Origin of the sequence: Rhizobium sp. BK418, assembly GCF_004341105.1 — a bacterium.
Lineage (GTDB): Bacteria > Pseudomonadota > Alphaproteobacteria > Rhizobiales > Rhizobiaceae > Rhizobium.
Window position 1 is genome coordinate 390,973 of sequence record NZ_SLZK01000001.1, and the last position, 14,701, is coordinate 405,673.

Annotated in this window: 12 protein-coding genes and 1 pseudogene; 6 read left to right on the top strand and 7 right to left on the bottom strand. The window is 59.2% G+C overall.

Annotation, left to right across the window (positions count from 1 at the left end; translation table 11 throughout):
- Positions 1–126: 126 nt before the first annotated feature.
- Positions 127–966 carry an oxidoreductase gene (locus EV281_RS01950; RefSeq protein WP_132651261.1) on the bottom strand — a complete coding sequence of 280 codons (840 nt, stop codon included), beginning with the start codon at positions 964–966 and terminating at the stop codon, positions 127–129.
- A 122-nt stretch (positions 967–1,088) separates the two neighbouring features.
- On the opposite strand from EV281_RS01950, the gene EV281_RS01955 reads away from it, so the two are divergent.
- Both EV281_RS01955 and EV281_RS01960 read left to right on the top strand, forming a co-directional pair.
- Positions 1,089–1,976, top strand: coding sequence for a LysR family transcriptional regulator (locus tag EV281_RS01955; RefSeq protein ID WP_132651262.1), 888 nt, complete (start codon positions 1,089–1,091; stop codon positions 1,974–1,976).
- Between the two features lie 303 nt (positions 1,977–2,279).
- On the top strand, positions 2,280–3,251 hold the full coding sequence (locus EV281_RS01960) for an alpha/beta hydrolase (protein ID WP_245508227.1): 972 nt from the start codon (positions 2,280–2,282) through the stop codon (positions 3,249–3,251).
- 37 nt (positions 3,252–3,288) lie between these two features.
- Here the strand turns inward: EV281_RS01960 and EV281_RS01965 are convergent.
- Positions 3,289–3,551, bottom strand: a pseudogene (locus EV281_RS01965) (peroxidase); the annotation flags it as partial.
- 103 nt (positions 3,552–3,654) lie between these two features.
- On the opposite strand from EV281_RS01965, the gene EV281_RS31520 reads away from it, so the two are divergent.
- From EV281_RS31520 to EV281_RS01980, 3 genes are all read left to right on the top strand, one after another.
- A complete protein-coding gene (locus EV281_RS31520) occupies positions 3,655–3,843 on the top strand; it encodes a hypothetical protein (RefSeq protein WP_132651264.1) in 189 nt (62 codons plus the stop codon).
- 280 nt (positions 3,844–4,123) lie between these two features.
- Positions 4,124–5,113: an aldo/keto reductase gene (locus EV281_RS01975; RefSeq protein WP_132651978.1), complete on the top strand. Its 990-nt coding sequence runs from the start codon at positions 4,124–4,126 to the stop codon at positions 5,111–5,113.
- Between the two features lie 288 nt (positions 5,114–5,401).
- Entirely contained in the window at positions 5,402–6,085 is a 684-nt protein-coding gene (locus EV281_RS01980; RefSeq protein WP_245508228.1) for a DUF2270 domain-containing protein, read from the top strand.
- Between the two features lie 267 nt (positions 6,086–6,352).
- Here the strand turns inward: EV281_RS01980 and EV281_RS01985 are convergent, their stop codons facing one another.
- From EV281_RS01985 to EV281_RS02005, 5 genes are all read right to left on the bottom strand, one after another.
- Positions 6,353–10,165 carry a vitamin B12-dependent ribonucleotide reductase gene (locus EV281_RS01985; RefSeq protein WP_132651266.1) on the bottom strand — a complete coding sequence of 1,271 codons (3,813 nt, stop codon included), beginning with the start codon at positions 10,163–10,165 and terminating at the stop codon, positions 6,353–6,355.
- A gap of 585 nt (positions 10,166–10,750) precedes the next feature.
- Entirely contained in the window at positions 10,751–11,341 is a 591-nt protein-coding gene (locus EV281_RS01990) for a hypothetical protein (RefSeq protein ID WP_132651267.1), read from the bottom strand.
- Between the two features lie 138 nt (positions 11,342–11,479).
- On the bottom strand, positions 11,480–11,977 hold the full coding sequence (gene gpt, locus EV281_RS01995) for a xanthine phosphoribosyltransferase (protein ID WP_132651268.1): 498 nt from the start codon (positions 11,975–11,977) through the stop codon (positions 11,480–11,482).
- A 167-nt stretch (positions 11,978–12,144) separates the two neighbouring features.
- Positions 12,145–12,981: a universal stress protein gene (locus EV281_RS02000; protein ID WP_132651269.1), complete on the bottom strand. Its 837-nt coding sequence runs from the start codon at positions 12,979–12,981 to the stop codon at positions 12,145–12,147.
- A 105-nt stretch (positions 12,982–13,086) separates the two neighbouring features.
- Positions 13,087–13,842, bottom strand: coding sequence for a competence/damage-inducible protein A (locus EV281_RS02005; RefSeq protein ID WP_132651270.1), 756 nt, complete (start codon positions 13,840–13,842; stop codon positions 13,087–13,089).
- 220 nt (positions 13,843–14,062) lie between these two features.
- Between EV281_RS02005 and wrbA the strand changes: the two genes are divergently transcribed.
- A complete protein-coding gene (gene wrbA / locus EV281_RS02010; RefSeq protein ID WP_132651271.1) occupies positions 14,063–14,659 on the top strand; it encodes an NAD(P)H:quinone oxidoreductase type IV in 597 nt (198 codons plus the stop codon).
- Positions 14,660–14,701: the final 42 nt, after the last annotated feature.

Consider the following 14,701-nt stretch of genomic DNA (forward strand, 5'->3'; position numbering starts at 1 on the left):
GCGGTAGACATAGGCCATTGCGGTGCTAGGGGCGAATGAGAATCTTGCCATCTCGACAATCTTCACGCCAAAATGAAAACAAGCGCGCCGGCGCGCGCTTGTCGTTGCGGAGAGATCAGAGCTTCTTTAAGCGGTCGGCCCGAAGTCCGTGGAGACGGCGAGCGCGCGCCACTGGGCAAGTTCCTTTTCCACACTGGCATGTTCTTCCTCGATCTTGGCGACCGTATCGCTACCGAAAGGCATGCGCAGCGGCGGGTTGGCGGCGTTGACCATTTCGATGATTCCTGCGGTCAGCTTCGCCGGGTCGCCGGGCTGGGCATGGTTGGCGCTGGCTGCGAAGTCGCGCATGTTGCCGGCCGGCGTTCCAACATAATCGGGGATGGAGGCCGGGCTGATCGCCAGCGAGGTGTCATGCAGAAAGTCAGTGCGGAAGAAGCCGGGCTCGATGATCGTGACCTTGATGCCGAAAGGCTCGACTTCGGTCGCCAGCGATTCCGACAGGCCCTCGACGGCAAACTTCGTGGAGCCATAGACACCCCAGCCCGGGAAGCCGGCATAACCGCCGATCGACGAGAAGTTCAGGATATGGCCCGAACGCTGACGGCGCATGTAGGGCAGTACGGCGCGGGTGACCTTCAAGAGGCCGAAGACGTTGGTGGCGTAGATCTTCTCGATCTCCTCGGCCGTTGCCTCTTCGACGGCGCCGAGCAGGCCGTAGCCGGCATTGTTGGCGAGGATATCGATCCGACCGAAGCGGGCAACGGCTGCTGCTGCTGCTTCCCTGGCCTGTTCCTCATTGGTGACGTCCAGAGCGATGGCGAGCAGGTTCGGATGATCGCCGAACTGTTCGGTTATGGCCTTCGGATTGCGGGCGGTGGCAACGACAGCGTCGCCAGTAGCAAGAGCGTCTTTGGTCATCAGCGCGCCGAAACCGCGCGATGCACCTGTGATCAACCAGACTTTCATGACAATTCCCTTCCTTCGATTGTTTGTTTCAGCAGTTCGTTGCTGACAGGAGGAATTTGACGCAAATCTAGCTCATGTATAAGATTTGTTATTTATGAGATTATGATGAGCAGCATTCAGCAATGAGAGCGACCGAATTGTCCGAAATGGCAGCTTTCGCCGCTGTCGCCAGACACAAGAGCTTCCGCAAGGCGGGGGAGGAGAGGGGCGTTACCGCCTCTGCAATTAGCCACGCGGTCCTCAATCTGGAGGATCGCATCGGCATCCGTCTCTTGAACCGCACGACCCGCAGCGTCTCGCTGACGGAAGCCGGTGAACTTCTGCAGTCACATCTCGATCCGGCCTTCGGTGAGATCAACTCGGCGCTCGATGCGCTGAACCGCTATCGGGAAACGCCCTTCGGCCGGGTGCGCATCAATGTCGGCAATTCCATCGCGCCCTTCGTCGTCGGTCAGATCATCGGACCGCTTCTAATGAACAATCCCAACCTGCAGCTCGAAATCGCCGCAACGGACAGGCTGGTGGATATCGTCGAAGAAGGTTTCGATGGCGGCATCCGCTTCGGTGAGCGCGTCACGGAGGGCATGATCGCCGTTCGCATCAAGCCGCGCCTGCGCCTCGTCGTCGTCGGCGCACCCGCCTATTTCGAAACCCGGCCAAAGCCGCAGACGCCGCATGACCTGAAGCGGCATATCTGCATCCAGAATATGTTCCCTTCGGGCGCACGTTACCCCTGGGATTTCGAAAGGAATGGCCAGGCGATTACCTTCCATCCGACCGGTCCGCTCGCCCTCGACGACCACGAGCTGATGACTTCGGCAGCACTCAGCGGCGTCGCGCTCGCGTATGTCTGGGAGGGCAGGGTGGCGCCGCTGATTGCAAGCGGTCAGCTCATCCAGGTGCTGGACGAATGGTGTCAGCCGGAAGAGCCGCTGTATCTCTATTATCCGAGCCGCCGGCATATCTCCGCGGGCTTCCGCACGGTGATCGATGCGATCCGGGGCGACTGAGCGTCAAAGCGTCCGAAATTCCAGCGGGTAGATGACATCCTCTCCGATTGTCGGATCGGTGCGGCGCACGTCATTGGATTATGAACCCGGAGCCTTTCCTGGTCAGAATGCTTCAATCTGATCACGAAAAGGCTCCCGGTGATCTGTCAAAACTCCCTTTTGACTCTCGGTGGCGAACTGGCGAAGATGCGCCGCAGAAAAGCAAGATCAGCGCCGGAGGGGCGAATGAGAAAGCCGTATTTTTCCGCTTGGGATCGATGGAAAGCGGAATGTCGTATAGGACTGCTGTCGGCGCTTGCCGGCATGGTGCTGTCTGCTTTTCCGCTGGAAATATCGGCACAGGAAATGCCGGCACAATCGCCGACTTCCCAGGAGCAGGTCGAAAAGCTGCTTTCGCGCTGGAAAGAACATTTCAAGAATGCTGAGACGCTGCGGGACCGTCGCACCGCCTTTCGCGATTTAATGGATTCGCTGCCGGAGCCGACACGCATCCAGATCCGGCATGTCGATGCCGGCGGCGTCGATGCTGAACTCATGTGGCCGGCGCGCCTTCACCATCCGATCGGCCGCCGCGCGATCCTTTTTATCCATGGCGGTGGCTTCTACAGTGGCTCCATCCGCACCCACAGCCTGCTTGCCGGCTCACTCGCGAAGGCCGCTTCCAGCGATGTGCTGCTCATCGATTACCGGCGGGCGCCGGAATACAGCTATCCCGCGCAAGCCAATGATGCCTTGAGCGCCTACCGCTACCTGCTCGACAGCGGCTACAGCAACGGAAACATCATTATTGTCGGGGACGGCGCGGGCGGCAATCTCGCGCTCGAGACGGTGCTGCGGCAGATGCGCTCCAGACAGCCGCTGCCAGCAGCCGTCGTGGCGCTCAGCCCGATCACCGATCTGTCGCTATCGGGTGCATCTGTCACGGCCAATGCCGCCAAGGATCGGGTCGTGGACAAGACTGTGCTGGAGGCACTGCGCAAGGCGTATCTCGGCAACAATTCCGCGACGGATCCCGAGGTTTCACCGCTTTATGCCAGTCTCTCCGGTTTTCCGCCCTTGCTGCTGCAGGTCGGTTCCGACGAGTTGCTGCTCGACGATACGCTGAGGTTTGCCGACAAAGCGCAGAAGGCGGGCGTCGATGTGACGACGCAAGTCTGGCCAGGAATGCCGCATCAATGGCAACTTTTCCCATCCCTGCTTGAAGACGCCGACAAGGCGGGCCAGAAGATCGCCGAATTCGCGGTCGCGCATTTTGCGGATCCACCGGAGGAGTAGGCCGCGGGCGCACGTCCGGATAGTTCGCAACGCCTGCTCAGTGGCCTGAATTCAACCCTTCGATCGGCCGGCCGATGGTCAAACTTTGTCGCAACTTGGGATCGAGCCGTTCGGCATAGACGTGATCGGGCGCAGCCCCCAGTGCATCCAGCATCTTCGAGAAGAAACAGCGCGCCGCCGCCGCTGCGGTCACGTCGAAGATCTCGGCATCGCTCAAAAAACACCAGCCACTCCGCTGCCATCGCCCTGACATGAAATACCGGAAGTCTAATCTCTGCGGGCCTGTGCAAATGACGAAATCTTGATCGACAACGCCGTTCTCGGAGCGCCGGACTGGCCTATTTTATTAGCCGGAGCGGATATGCGCCGCGTTCCGGTCGCCGATTAGATGGGGGTGGATCAGATGTTCCAATTTCGAAAACTGTTGGCAGCAGGGGCGGCTGTCATCGTGCTGGCTACGATATCGTCCTGCACGACGAGCTCAGATAGTTCGATCCAGACCGGCTCTGTCGGTTACGGGCAAAGCGCCGACTTCGGGCTCCGACCGGCGTGCCTGGGCGGATTCGGCAACGATAGGCCCTGCAGTTATTGACAAATAGCTTGGCGGTCAGATGAGCTTCCGGAAATGATCGGGCGCTGGATCGGCGCGGAACCGGAAGCGGGACGGCGGATGTTGCCATCGAAGCCGTTGAAAATAATATGATATTGCCAGATGAGCAGAGACGATGCGAAAGGACGTAGTTTCCTTTCATGCGGAGCTTCGCATATCGTTGCCGATGACATATAGTGCAAGAAATCGATAATCACTCGATCACACGACGCCGACCTCGGTCCAGAGGCGGCACATTTTCATAACCTATGGGAGCTGCATGATGGATTATCGTCGTCTAGGGAAGTCGGGTCTGCAAGTGAGTGAATTCTCCTTCGGATCGTGGGTCACCTTCGGCAAGCAGGTCAATGGCGGCGACGCCATCGACCTCATGAGGCTTGCCTACGACAATGGGGTGAATTTCTTCGACAATGCGGAAGGATATGAAAGCGGCAAGTCCGAAATTGTCATGGGTGAGGCGCTGAAGTCGCTCGGCTGGAGCCGCGATAGCTACATCGTATCCAGCAAGGTGTTCTGGGGAGGACAGAAGCCGACGCAGCGGGGCCTGTCGCGCAAGCACGTGACAGACGCCTGCCACGCGGCTCTCAAAAGGCTTCAGGTCGATTATCTCGACCTCTACTTCTGCCACCGCCCGGATATCGATACGCCGATCGAGGAAACCGTCCGCGCGATGCACGATCTCGTCGCCCAGGGGAAGGTGCTCTATTGGGGAACGTCAGAATGGTCCGCGCAGCAGCTGACGGAAGCCTATGCCGTTGCCCGAGACCTCCGCGTCACGCCGCCGACCATGGAACAGCCGCAGTATAATATCTTCGAACGCCAGAAGGTCGAATCTGACTATCTGCCGCTCTACGATTTGATCGGCCTCGGCACAACCATCTGGTCGCCGCTCGCCTCAGGCGTGCTCACCGGCAAATATAATGATGGCATTCCGGCCGACAGCCGCATGAATCTGCCTGGCTATGAATGGCTGAAGGAACGGTGGTCCACCGACGCCGCCCGCGCCCAGCTCGCCCAGGTTCGCGAGCTGGCCAAGCTCGCGAACGAGATCGGTCTCTCGATCACCCATCTCGCGCTTCTGTGGTGCCTCGCCAACAAAAACGTCTCGACCGTCATTCTCGGGGCTTCGCGCGCGAGCCAATTGCAGGACAACCTCGCGGCCCTCTCGCACAAGGACAAGATAACGGCAGACGTGTTGGAGCGGATCGACAGCATCGTCGGAAACAAGCCGGAAGCACCGCGTCGTTTCTAATCCTCTTGGACGGGGCCAAGCTTATCCGGCCCCTTCAGTATTCCGATATGAAAATGGCCGGACCTTTCGGGTCCGGCCATTTCAATTTCCAGCACGCTTCAGTGACCGCGCTTGAAACGAGTGGCGGCTTAAGGCGCTTGAATGGCTTTTGCGATCGTTGGGTTGAAGGAGCAAGATATTTATTCCCAGCAGCGGCGGGCCATAAGACCGTTGCGAGAAAGAAGCATATGCGAGGAGGAAACGACGATGGCCACCGAGCTCACGACATCCCATCTCCTGGATAGTGCCATGGACATCAAACCGCCGCCGCTACCCACGACGACGGGGGAGATCACCAACACGCTGAACCATTATTATCGTGGCGAACTCGCGCGGATGACCAGTTGGCGGGACCGCATCGACCGAACGTCGAACTGGGCGATTACCGTCGTGGCGGCGCTGCTCTCCGTGTCCTTGTCGACACCAACGTCTCATCATGGCGTGTTGCTGTTTGGCATGATGCTGATCACATTGCTGCTGATGATCGAGGCGCGGCGTTATCGCTTCTTCGATGTTTATCGGGCGCGGGTGCGGCAACTGGAGCGCAGCTATTTTGCGCAGATTCTGATGCCCGAAGCCGAGCTCAATCCCGATTGGGCGCAATCGATTGCCAAGAGCCTGCGTGCACCGCGGCTTCTCCTCGGCTATTTCGAGGCTATGCAGCGGCGACTGCGGCGGAATTATTGCTGGATGTACGCGATCCTGCTGATGGCATGGATCTTGAAGATCTCGACGCCAAAGCTGCAGGCGGAAGGCGCGTCGCAAGAGCTGGCACATTCGTGGAGCTATATTGTCGACAATGCGGCACTCGGACCGATTCCCGGCTGGCCGGTGATCGCGATCGTGGTTATCTTCTATGCCGTTATTCTCTACGGCACATTACGCCGCAAGTTGGACGACGGTGATTTTCCCCATGGTGAAGCGCATGTCTGATTGTTTGGCAATGCCGGACTGATGCAGGATGAATTCTCCGTTCACCGCCCGCCATTCGGTCGCCGAAATCAGCCGGCGGTGAACATAGCTGCATCACCCTACAGTCATGTTTCTCGCTATGGTGATCGGTCGTCGCCCCCATGATGTTTGAGTGGGCACGACACCGATACGAAAATGGCCGGACTTTTTGGGTCCGGCCATTTCAATTTCTATCTCATTTCAATGACCGCGCTTCAAACCAGTGGCGGCCAAGGATTTCCGAAAAAATCAGCTGCAGCCGCTGGTCGCACCGCACGTGTCGCACTTCTCGCAGGTGCCGTTGCGCACCATCGTGAAGTTCTGGCACTCGCTGCACATATTGCCCGTGTAGCCCTGCATGATCGAGCGGGCGCGGCGTTCGGCTTCCACCTTCTTGGCTTCCGTCTTGGCGGTTGCAGCGTCGGCTGCAGCCTTGTCGGAGAAGAGGGCGGTTGCGTCGTTACCGGCTTCTTCGAGCACTTCTTCGGCAATCTCCTCGGCCAGTTCCTTGGCGCGCTCTTCATAATCGCGCTTGAAGGCGACGATTTCGGAGGTGGAGATGGCGGCTGTCGGCTCCAGCTTGCGGGCGGCTGCACCCGCAAACGAGGTTACCGAGCCGGTCGAGGAGGCGCGGGCAGGGGCTGCCGTTGCTGCACCCTTCGGCTCGCCGAGCTGACGGTCGCTGCCGGTGTTCGAGACCAGCGTCGGTTTGTAGCCGCGGGTCCAGCCAGTCGAGACGAGGTTCGTCTTGCCTTCCTGGATACCCTTGCCGAGCGCCGTATTGGAGAAGTCGGACGTATCGACATGGGCCAAATCGTGGCGGCCGAGATAGGAGACGGCGAGTTCGCGGAACACGTAGTCGAGGATCGACGTGGCGTTCTTGATCGCATCATTGCCGATAACGATGCCGGCCGGTTCGAACTTGGTGAAGGTGAAGGCCTCCACATATTCTTCCAGCGGCACGCCGTATTGCAGGCCGAGCGAGATGGCGATGGCGAAGTTGTTCATCATTGCACGGAAGGCCGCACCTTCTTTGTGCATATCGATGAAGATTTCGCCGAGGCGGCCGTCGCCGAATTCGCCGGTGCGGAGGTAAACCTTGTGACCCCCGACGGCAGCCTTCTGGGTGTAGCCCTGACGGCGATTCGGCAGCTTCTCGCGTTCGCGGGAAACACGCTCGATCACCTTCTCGATGATCTTCTCGGTGACCGTCACGGCCTGGGCAGCGAGCGGCTGCTGGATCAGATCTTCGAGCGCATCCTCGTCGTTGTCGTCCTCGATCAGCGATGCGTTGAGCGGCTGGGACAGCTTCGAACCGTCACGGTAGAGGGCATTCGCCTTCAGGCCGAGCTTCCAGGACAGCATGTAGGCATTCTTGCAATCCTCGACGGTTGCCTCGTTCGGCATGTTGATCGTCTTGGAGATTGCACCGGAGATAAAGGGCTGGGCAGCCGCCATCATGCGGATATGGCTTTCGACCGAGAGGTAACGCTTGCCGATCTTGCCGCAGGGATTGGCGCAATCGAAGACCGGCAGGTGTTCCTTCTTAAGGAAGGGTGCGCCTTCCAGCGTCATCGCACCGCAAACGTGGATGTTGGCGGCCTCGATGTCCTTCTTCGAGAAGCCGATATGCTCGAGCAGGCTGAAGCTCACGTCGGCGAGTTGCTCGTCGGAGACCTTCAGGATGGTCTTTAGGAAGTCGGCGCCGAGCGTCCACTGGTTGAAGACGAACTTGATGTCGAAGGCGCTCTTCAGAGCCGCATTGACGGCTTCCACTTTCTCGTCGGTGAAGCCCTTGGCCTTCAGCGTCGAGGGGTTGATGGCCGGCGCCTGGTTCAGGTTGCCGTGGCCGACAGCATAAGCTTCGATCTCGGCGATCTGGCTTTCGGAATAGCCGAGCGTGCGCAGCGCATCCGGAACGGCGCGGTTGATGATCTTGAAATAGCCGCCGCCGGCGAGCTTCTTGAACTTCACCAGCGCGAAGTCAGGCTCGATGCCGGTCGTGTCGCAATCCATGACGAGGCCGATCGTGCCGGTCGGGGCGATGACCGAGACCTGCGCGTTGCGGTAGCCGTGTTTCTCGCCGAGTTCGAGCGCCTTGTCCCAGGCCGACATGGCATGAGCCGCAAGATCCTGATCCGGGTTTTCCTGATGGATCAGCGCGACCGGGTTGACCGAGAGAGCCTCGTAACCAGTGTTCTCACCATGAGCGGCGCGGCGATGGTTGCGGATAACGCGCAGCATGTGCTCGCGGTTCGGCTCGTAGTTCGGGAACGGGCCAAGTTCGGCAGCCATTTCGGCCGAGGTTGCGTAGCAGATGCCGGTCATGATCGCCGTCAGCGAGCCCGCAATGGCGCGGCCTTCGGCGCTGTCATAGGGGATGCCTGAGGACATCAGCAGGCCGCCGATATTGGCGTAGCCGAGGCCGAGCGTACGATATTCGTAGGAGAGTTCGGCGATGCGCTTCGACGGGAACTGCGCCATCATGACAGAGATTTCGAGCACGACGGTCCACAGGCGAACGGCATGTTCATAATCGCCGATATTGATGCGCTTGGTGGCCTTGTCCTTGAACTGCAGGAGGTTCAGCGAGGCAAGGTTGCAGGCCGTGTCGTCGAGGAACATATATTCCGAGCACGGGTTCGAGCCGCGGATCGGGCCACCGGCCGGCGACGTGTGCCAGTCGTTCATCGTCGTGTTGAAGTGGATGCCCGGATCGGCCGATGCCCAGGCGGCGTAAGATATCGTTTCCCAGAGGTCGCGGGCCTTCAGCGTCTTCATCACCCTTCCGTCCTTGCGGGCGGTCAGGTTCCAGTCGCCATCTTCTTCGACGGCGCGCAGGAAGTCGTCCTTGATCGAGACGGAGTTGTTGGAGTTCTGGCCGGAGACGGTGAGATAGGCTTCCGAATCCCAGTCCGTGTCGTAGGTCTTGAACTCCATGTCCTTGTAGCCCTGGCGGGCGAACTGGATGACACGCTGGACGTAGTTCTCCGGAACCTGGTCCTTCTTGGCAGCGCGGATTTCGCGCTTCAGGGCCGGGTTCTTGGCCGGGTCGAAGCAATCGCCATTGTCGGCTTCGCAATTGACGCAGGCCCTCATGATCGCCTTCAGATGCTTGGCAACGACCTTGGAGCCGGTCACGAGAGCGGCGACCTTCTGCTCTTCCTTGACCTTCCAGTTGATATATTCCTCGATATCGGGATGGTCGATGTCGACGACGACCATCTTGGCCGCACGACGGGTCGTGCCGCCCGACTTGATGGCGCCGGCAGCGCGGTCGCCGATCTTCAGAAAGCTCATCAGGCCGGAGGAACGGCCGCCGCCGGAAAGCTTTTCGCCTTCGCCGCGCAGCATGGAGAAGTTGGAGCCGGTGCCCGAGCCGTACTTGAAGAGTCGGGCTTCACGCACCCAGAGGTCCATGATGCCGCCTTCGTTGACGAGGTCGTCTTCGACGGACTGGATGAAGCAGGCATGTGGCTGCGGATGTTCGTAGGCCGACTTGGACTTCGTGATCTTGCCGGTGAAGGGATCGACATAGAAATGGCCCTGGCCGGGGCCGTCGATGCCATAGGCCCAGTGCAGGCCGGTGTTGAACCATTGCGGGGAGTTCGGCGCGACGCGCTGGGTGGCGAGCATGTAGGCAAGCTCGTCCTTGAAGGCTGCTGCGTCTTCTTCGGAAGAGAAGTAGCCGCCCTTCCAGCCCCAGTAGGTCCAGGTGCCGGCAAGACGATCGAAAACCTGGCGGGCGTCGGTTTCCGAGCCGGTCTGTTCATCCTTCGGCAGGCCTTTCAACGCCGCGTCATCGGCAACGGAGCGCCACAGGAAAGAGGGGACATCATTCTCTTCGACCTTCTTCAGGCGGGCAGGGACGCCGGCCTTGCGGAAATACTTCTGCGCCAGAACGTCGGTTGCGACCTGCGAGAACTGCGCGGGCACGTCGATATTTTCGAGGCGGAAGACGATCGACCCATCCGGGTTCTTGATCTCACTCGTCGCCTTGCGGAATTCGATATCCGCATAGGCGCCTTGACCAGCCTTCGTAAACCGACGTTCGATGCGCATTTTCTCTAACCTCGTGTTGGCACCCGAAAGGGCGCAAAGTTCCCTTCCGGCTACACGTTGTCCCTTCGTGCAGCCGGTGCTCGTTCCGTCTTGTGACAGGATGTCATCCGGAGATCACTTTCCTGTATCTTGTGGTGAGGCTGGCTGCAAACGCTAAATATAGTGTTAACAGCTAATTTTTACCAGTCCCCGATGCCGCTTTTTGAGGCTGGAAAAAGGCGCAAAAGATCTATCCGGCGCGACCGCCCCCTGACGGCACAACACCCTGATTCCGCGTCCAATTTTCTTAAAGAGAACCGGGCTCGTTACTTCCGGTCCAGTCGCCGCCGCAACATCTTTGCCATTAAGTTTGAATCAGCTGATTCCGTCAAGGGGTGGAATGTAACCGAATGCTAACCACAACATCTTGTGGATGCGCGTGTGAAGACTGGGGAAAGTCCCAGTAAGCCAGAAAATACAAGGACTTGCGGGAACGGTCTGCCAAGGCGAAGGGCCGACTGTCAAAAAAATCGGCTGCGTCAAAAGTTAGGATGGCTTTTGCGATGGAATTGCGCATGCCGATTCGTTCAAGGAAATCAGCGCCTTCTAGAGGGCGTCAATGGCGATCGTGACGGTCGCCGTGCCGATCGGCTCGCCTCTTTCGTCGGTGACCACGAAGCTTGCCTGAGTCTCGAGGCGCTGAGTCGACTCGTTACGCTCAGCCTGGCTGATATAGATATCCCGCGAACCAACGGCGAAGGTTTTCAGAAACTTATCCTCGTCACCCTGCCAATAGTCAGTGGTGACGATGCTCTGGCCGACATTCAACCCGTGGCAGTCGGTGACGAAAAACTCGAGGATCGTCCCCTGCGAATCGTCCTGCTTCGACTTGAGGTAATGCGAGATGGGTTTCGCCATCAGTGCCTTGACCATCTGCAAGTCGCCCTGTGCGACCTCCGCCCGATAGGTCTCGTCGAGCACGAGCATGTCCATTTCGCTGACATCGCGGAATTTTGCGTTTTGTTCCTCGATCGCCTTTACAACGACAGGAGCCCCGACCATCGGCCGGATGAGCGTCTCCACATAGTCGTGCACGACACTGACATAGGCCGGCTCCGCCCCAGCGGGCACATGGGGAAACACACATCCGATAAGCCCGAGGGCGGCTGCCGTTCGAAACTTGCCCCAGCATGCCATTGCGCTTCCCCAACCGCATTCAGCTCAACCCTTGCCCAGTCTTTTGCGACCGGTAGTTGTCCGAACCTATGCTGATAAAATAAAGCGAACGTTACCGGCTGACTGCAGGATTATCCGTACAGCGTGTCTTCGAGTGACTTAACCGCGTGCGCCCTTGGCAATAGGTTCCTGGTAGGTGAAGCCCATATCCCATGGGAAATAGATCCAGGTGTCCTGGCTGACTTCGGTGATGAAAGTATCGATTGTTGGTACACCCTTCGGCTTGGCGTAGACACAGGCGAAATGCGCCTTCGGCAGCATGCCGCGAACCTGGGCGGCAGTCTTGCCGGTATCCGTCAGATCGTCGACGACAAGCACACCTTCGCCGCCATTATCAGCGAGTTCCGGCGCAATGCCCTTCAGTACCACCATGTCGCCCTGGTTGGTGTAATCATGATAGGAGGCAATGCAGACGGTTTCGATCAAACGGATATTCAGTTCTCGCGAAATGATCGCCGCCGGAACAAGGCCGCCGCGGGTAATGCAGACGATCGCCTTGAATTCCTGGTTGAGGCCGGCGAGCCGCCAGGCGAGTGCGCGCGCATCGCGGTGAAACTGATCCCAGGAAACGGGGAAGGCTTTATCAGGAAGGGACATCGGGCTGCTCCGCGGCATGAAAGAACACACGCCGTTTGCCGGCGACCGTATGAACGTCGACAGGCAGAACGCAAATCGCGCAGCCGGAACTGCGCGATGGATGCCGAAGCCAATGTCATCGGTCGCCGCAATTAGCGGAATTTCGGGGCAAAACGCAAGAGCAGCGTTTAACGCGACAGCAATGTGAGTGCCGTCATCGACTGCAGCAAGGTCTTTGTCGTGCCGCCGAAGATCGCCTGCCAGAGCCGGGAATGCGTATAGGCGCCCATGACCAGAAGATCGATGCTGTTGTCCGAAAGCCGGTTTTCGATCACATGAGAGGCGTGCCTGTCACCGCTTTCGGCCGTGGCGAGTGTCACGTTGACGCCATGGCGGGCAAGTGTGGCGGCAATATCGGCGCCCGTCGCCGAATGTTTTGCCGTCTCGACCGGATCGACGGAGAAAATCTCTACTGCTTCGGCAGTCCGAAGGATCGGCAGGGCATCGAAGGTGGCACGTGTGGCCTCCTTTGAGCCGTTCCAGGCAATCAGCACGCGCTTGATCGGTTTCGGCTGGCGGATGATGTAGGGGATCATCAGAACGGGCCTGCCGCTTTCGAACAGAAACTCGTCGACATCCACATGGCTGTCGGAAGGTCTTGCCGGGTCGGCCTGCGAGGCGATCAGCAGATCGGCGCTGCGAGCGGTTTCAATCAGCGGCGCCGAGCCGTATCCCGTCGATGTGGCAAAGGCACGCCATTCCAAGGACGCGCCGGAAGCGTTGCCACGGGCGCGGAAGATCCGCTCGACCTCGACAGTTTCGGAATGAGCCATATCCTGAAGCGCCTGGACGGCGACCGGATCGGGAATTTCCATCGGTGCTACCAGCGGCACAGCGGCAATCGTTTCGGCATGCAGGCCGATGACATGGGCGCTGCTTTCCGCGGCAAGGGCAAAAGCGAAGTCGGCGACAGCGCCGCTATTATCTGCTGTATCCAGAATGGCGAGAATGGTTTTATAAGACATATCAATTCTCCTTTGCGGCTGAAATGATGGCCGGCGAGGAATGAATGCGTCGGGCAGCGCGGCGGTTCCTTGACCGGGATCAAGACCGCTCACTGCCTGATGGTTCTAGGCAATGTCCTTTCTGCGTCTGATATCCTCGATCATGGCACGAACATCTGCACCGGCGGCCTCGACCACCTCCTGCGAGCGACCGCGCACCACGATTTCAGTGGAAAATGTCTGCCCAACATACCGCGGATAGGACCCGATGCTGGTTTCCGGATGCGCCTTCTGGATCGCCGCCAGCGGCGTGCCGATCTCGCCTTCGCCGTAGGGACAGGCGATGGCGAGCGAGACGACGGGCGTGCCGGTCCTTAGCGTCGGCAGCACATTGTCGACCATCGCCTGGAAGACCTGTGGGACACCGGCCATCACATAGACATTGCCGATGACAAAGCCGGGTGCAGTCGAGACCGGATTGGCGATATGTGCGGCACCGCGCGGCATGCGGGCCATGCGCTGGCGGGCCTCTGTGAATTCCATTTCGCGGCGCTTATACATTTCTGCAAGCAGCGCCATCGCCGCCGGATCGTGCTCGCAGGGCACGCCGAATGCCTTTGAGACCGCGTCCGCAGTGATGTCGTCATGCGTAGGCCCAATGCCGCCAGAGGTGAAGACATAGTCGTATTTGTCCCGAAGCGCATTCAGCGCCTCGACGATTGCATCCTCTTCGTCGGCGACTATGCGCACCTGCTTCAGGTCAATGCCGGAAATGGTCAGCATATCGGCGAGGTGGCCGATATTCTTGTCCTTGGTGCGGCCGGAAAGAAGCTCGTCGCCGATGGCTAGCATGGCGGCAGTAACGACGGTCTCATTGCTCATGGGGATATTCCGTGGTGTGAAGCTCGCAGATAGGTAGCGCCGTTTGACTGCTTTGCAAACGGCAAAGCGGAAAACCCGTCCAATCGAAAGCAAAACGGCAAGTGAAATTTCGTCTATAGACGGTGAACAGTGAGTTCTTCGACGCGGGACTATGTTGAACCGGATGCCCTGCTAGAACGGTCGTGGTCACGAAATTCAACCAGTCCTGATGGAGATAACAATGGCGAAGATTCTCGTCCTCTACTACTCGGCTTACGGTCACATCGAAACCATGGCTTACGCCGTAGCCGAAGGCGCAAGGTCCGCCGGCGCTGATGTCGTCGTTAAGCGCGTTCCGGAACTGGTTTCCGAAGAAGTCGCCAAGGCTTCCCACTACAAGCTCGATCAGGCAGCGCCGATCGCCACCGTCGACGAACTGCCCGACTACGACGCGATCATCGTCGGCGCCGGCACGCGTTTCGGCACGGTTGCATCGCAGATGCGCAACTTCTGGGACCAGACGGGCGGCCTGTGGTTCACCGGCAAGCTCGTCGGCAAGGTCGGCTCGATGTTCACTTCCTCCGCGACGCAGCACGGCGGCCAGGAATCGACGATCCTCGGCTTCGTTCCGACCTTCCTTCATCAGGGTATGGCTTATGTCGGCCTTCCCTATGCATTCCAGGGCCAGATGGGCACGGAAGAGGTCAAGGGCGGCTCGCCCTACGGCGCATCCACCATCACCAACGGCGACGGCTCTCGCCAGCCGTCGGCAATCGAGCTCGACGCGGCCAGGTATCAGGGCGCACACGTCGCCAAAATTGCTGCAAAGCTCGCTTAAGCTTAGCCAAAAATCGCTTTCTGAGACGGCGGTCCTCCAGGC

What these genes read in the sequence shown, in the direction of transcription:
- EV281_RS01950 (WP_132651261.1), bottom strand. Translation starts at nt 966, where the DNA reads ATGAAAGTCTGGTTGATCACAGGTGCATCGCGCGGTTTCGGCGCGCTG.
- EV281_RS01955 (WP_132651262.1), top strand. Translation starts at nt 1,089, where the DNA reads ATGAGAGCGACCGAATTGTCCGAAATGGCAGCTTTCGCCGCTGTCGCC.
- EV281_RS01960 (WP_245508227.1), top strand. Translation starts at nt 2,280, where the DNA reads ATGGTGCTGTCTGCTTTTCCGCTGGAAATATCGGCACAGGAAATGCCG.
- EV281_RS31520 (WP_132651264.1), top strand. Translation starts at nt 3,655, where the DNA reads ATGTTCCAATTTCGAAAACTGTTGGCAGCAGGGGCGGCTGTCATCGTG.
- EV281_RS01975 (WP_132651978.1), top strand. Translation starts at nt 4,124, where the DNA reads ATGGATTATCGTCGTCTAGGGAAGTCGGGTCTGCAAGTGAGTGAATTC.
- EV281_RS01980 (WP_245508228.1), top strand. Translation starts at nt 5,402, where the DNA reads ATGGACATCAAACCGCCGCCGCTACCCACGACGACGGGGGAGATCACC.
- EV281_RS01985 (WP_132651266.1), bottom strand. Translation starts at nt 10,165, where the DNA reads ATGCGCATCGAACGTCGGTTTACGAAGGCTGGTCAAGGCGCCTATGCG.
- EV281_RS01990 (WP_132651267.1), bottom strand. Translation starts at nt 11,341, where the DNA reads ATGGCATGCTGGGGCAAGTTTCGAACGGCAGCCGCCCTCGGGCTTATC.
- gpt (WP_132651268.1), bottom strand. Translation starts at nt 11,977, where the DNA reads ATGTCCCTTCCTGATAAAGCCTTCCCCGTTTCCTGGGATCAGTTTCAC.
- EV281_RS02000 (WP_132651269.1), bottom strand. Translation starts at nt 12,981, where the DNA reads ATGTCTTATAAAACCATTCTCGCCATTCTGGATACAGCAGATAATAGC.
- EV281_RS02005 (WP_132651270.1), bottom strand. Translation starts at nt 13,842, where the DNA reads ATGAGCAATGAGACCGTCGTTACTGCCGCCATGCTAGCCATCGGCGAC.
- wrbA (WP_132651271.1), top strand. Translation starts at nt 14,063, where the DNA reads ATGGCGAAGATTCTCGTCCTCTACTACTCGGCTTACGGTCACATCGAA.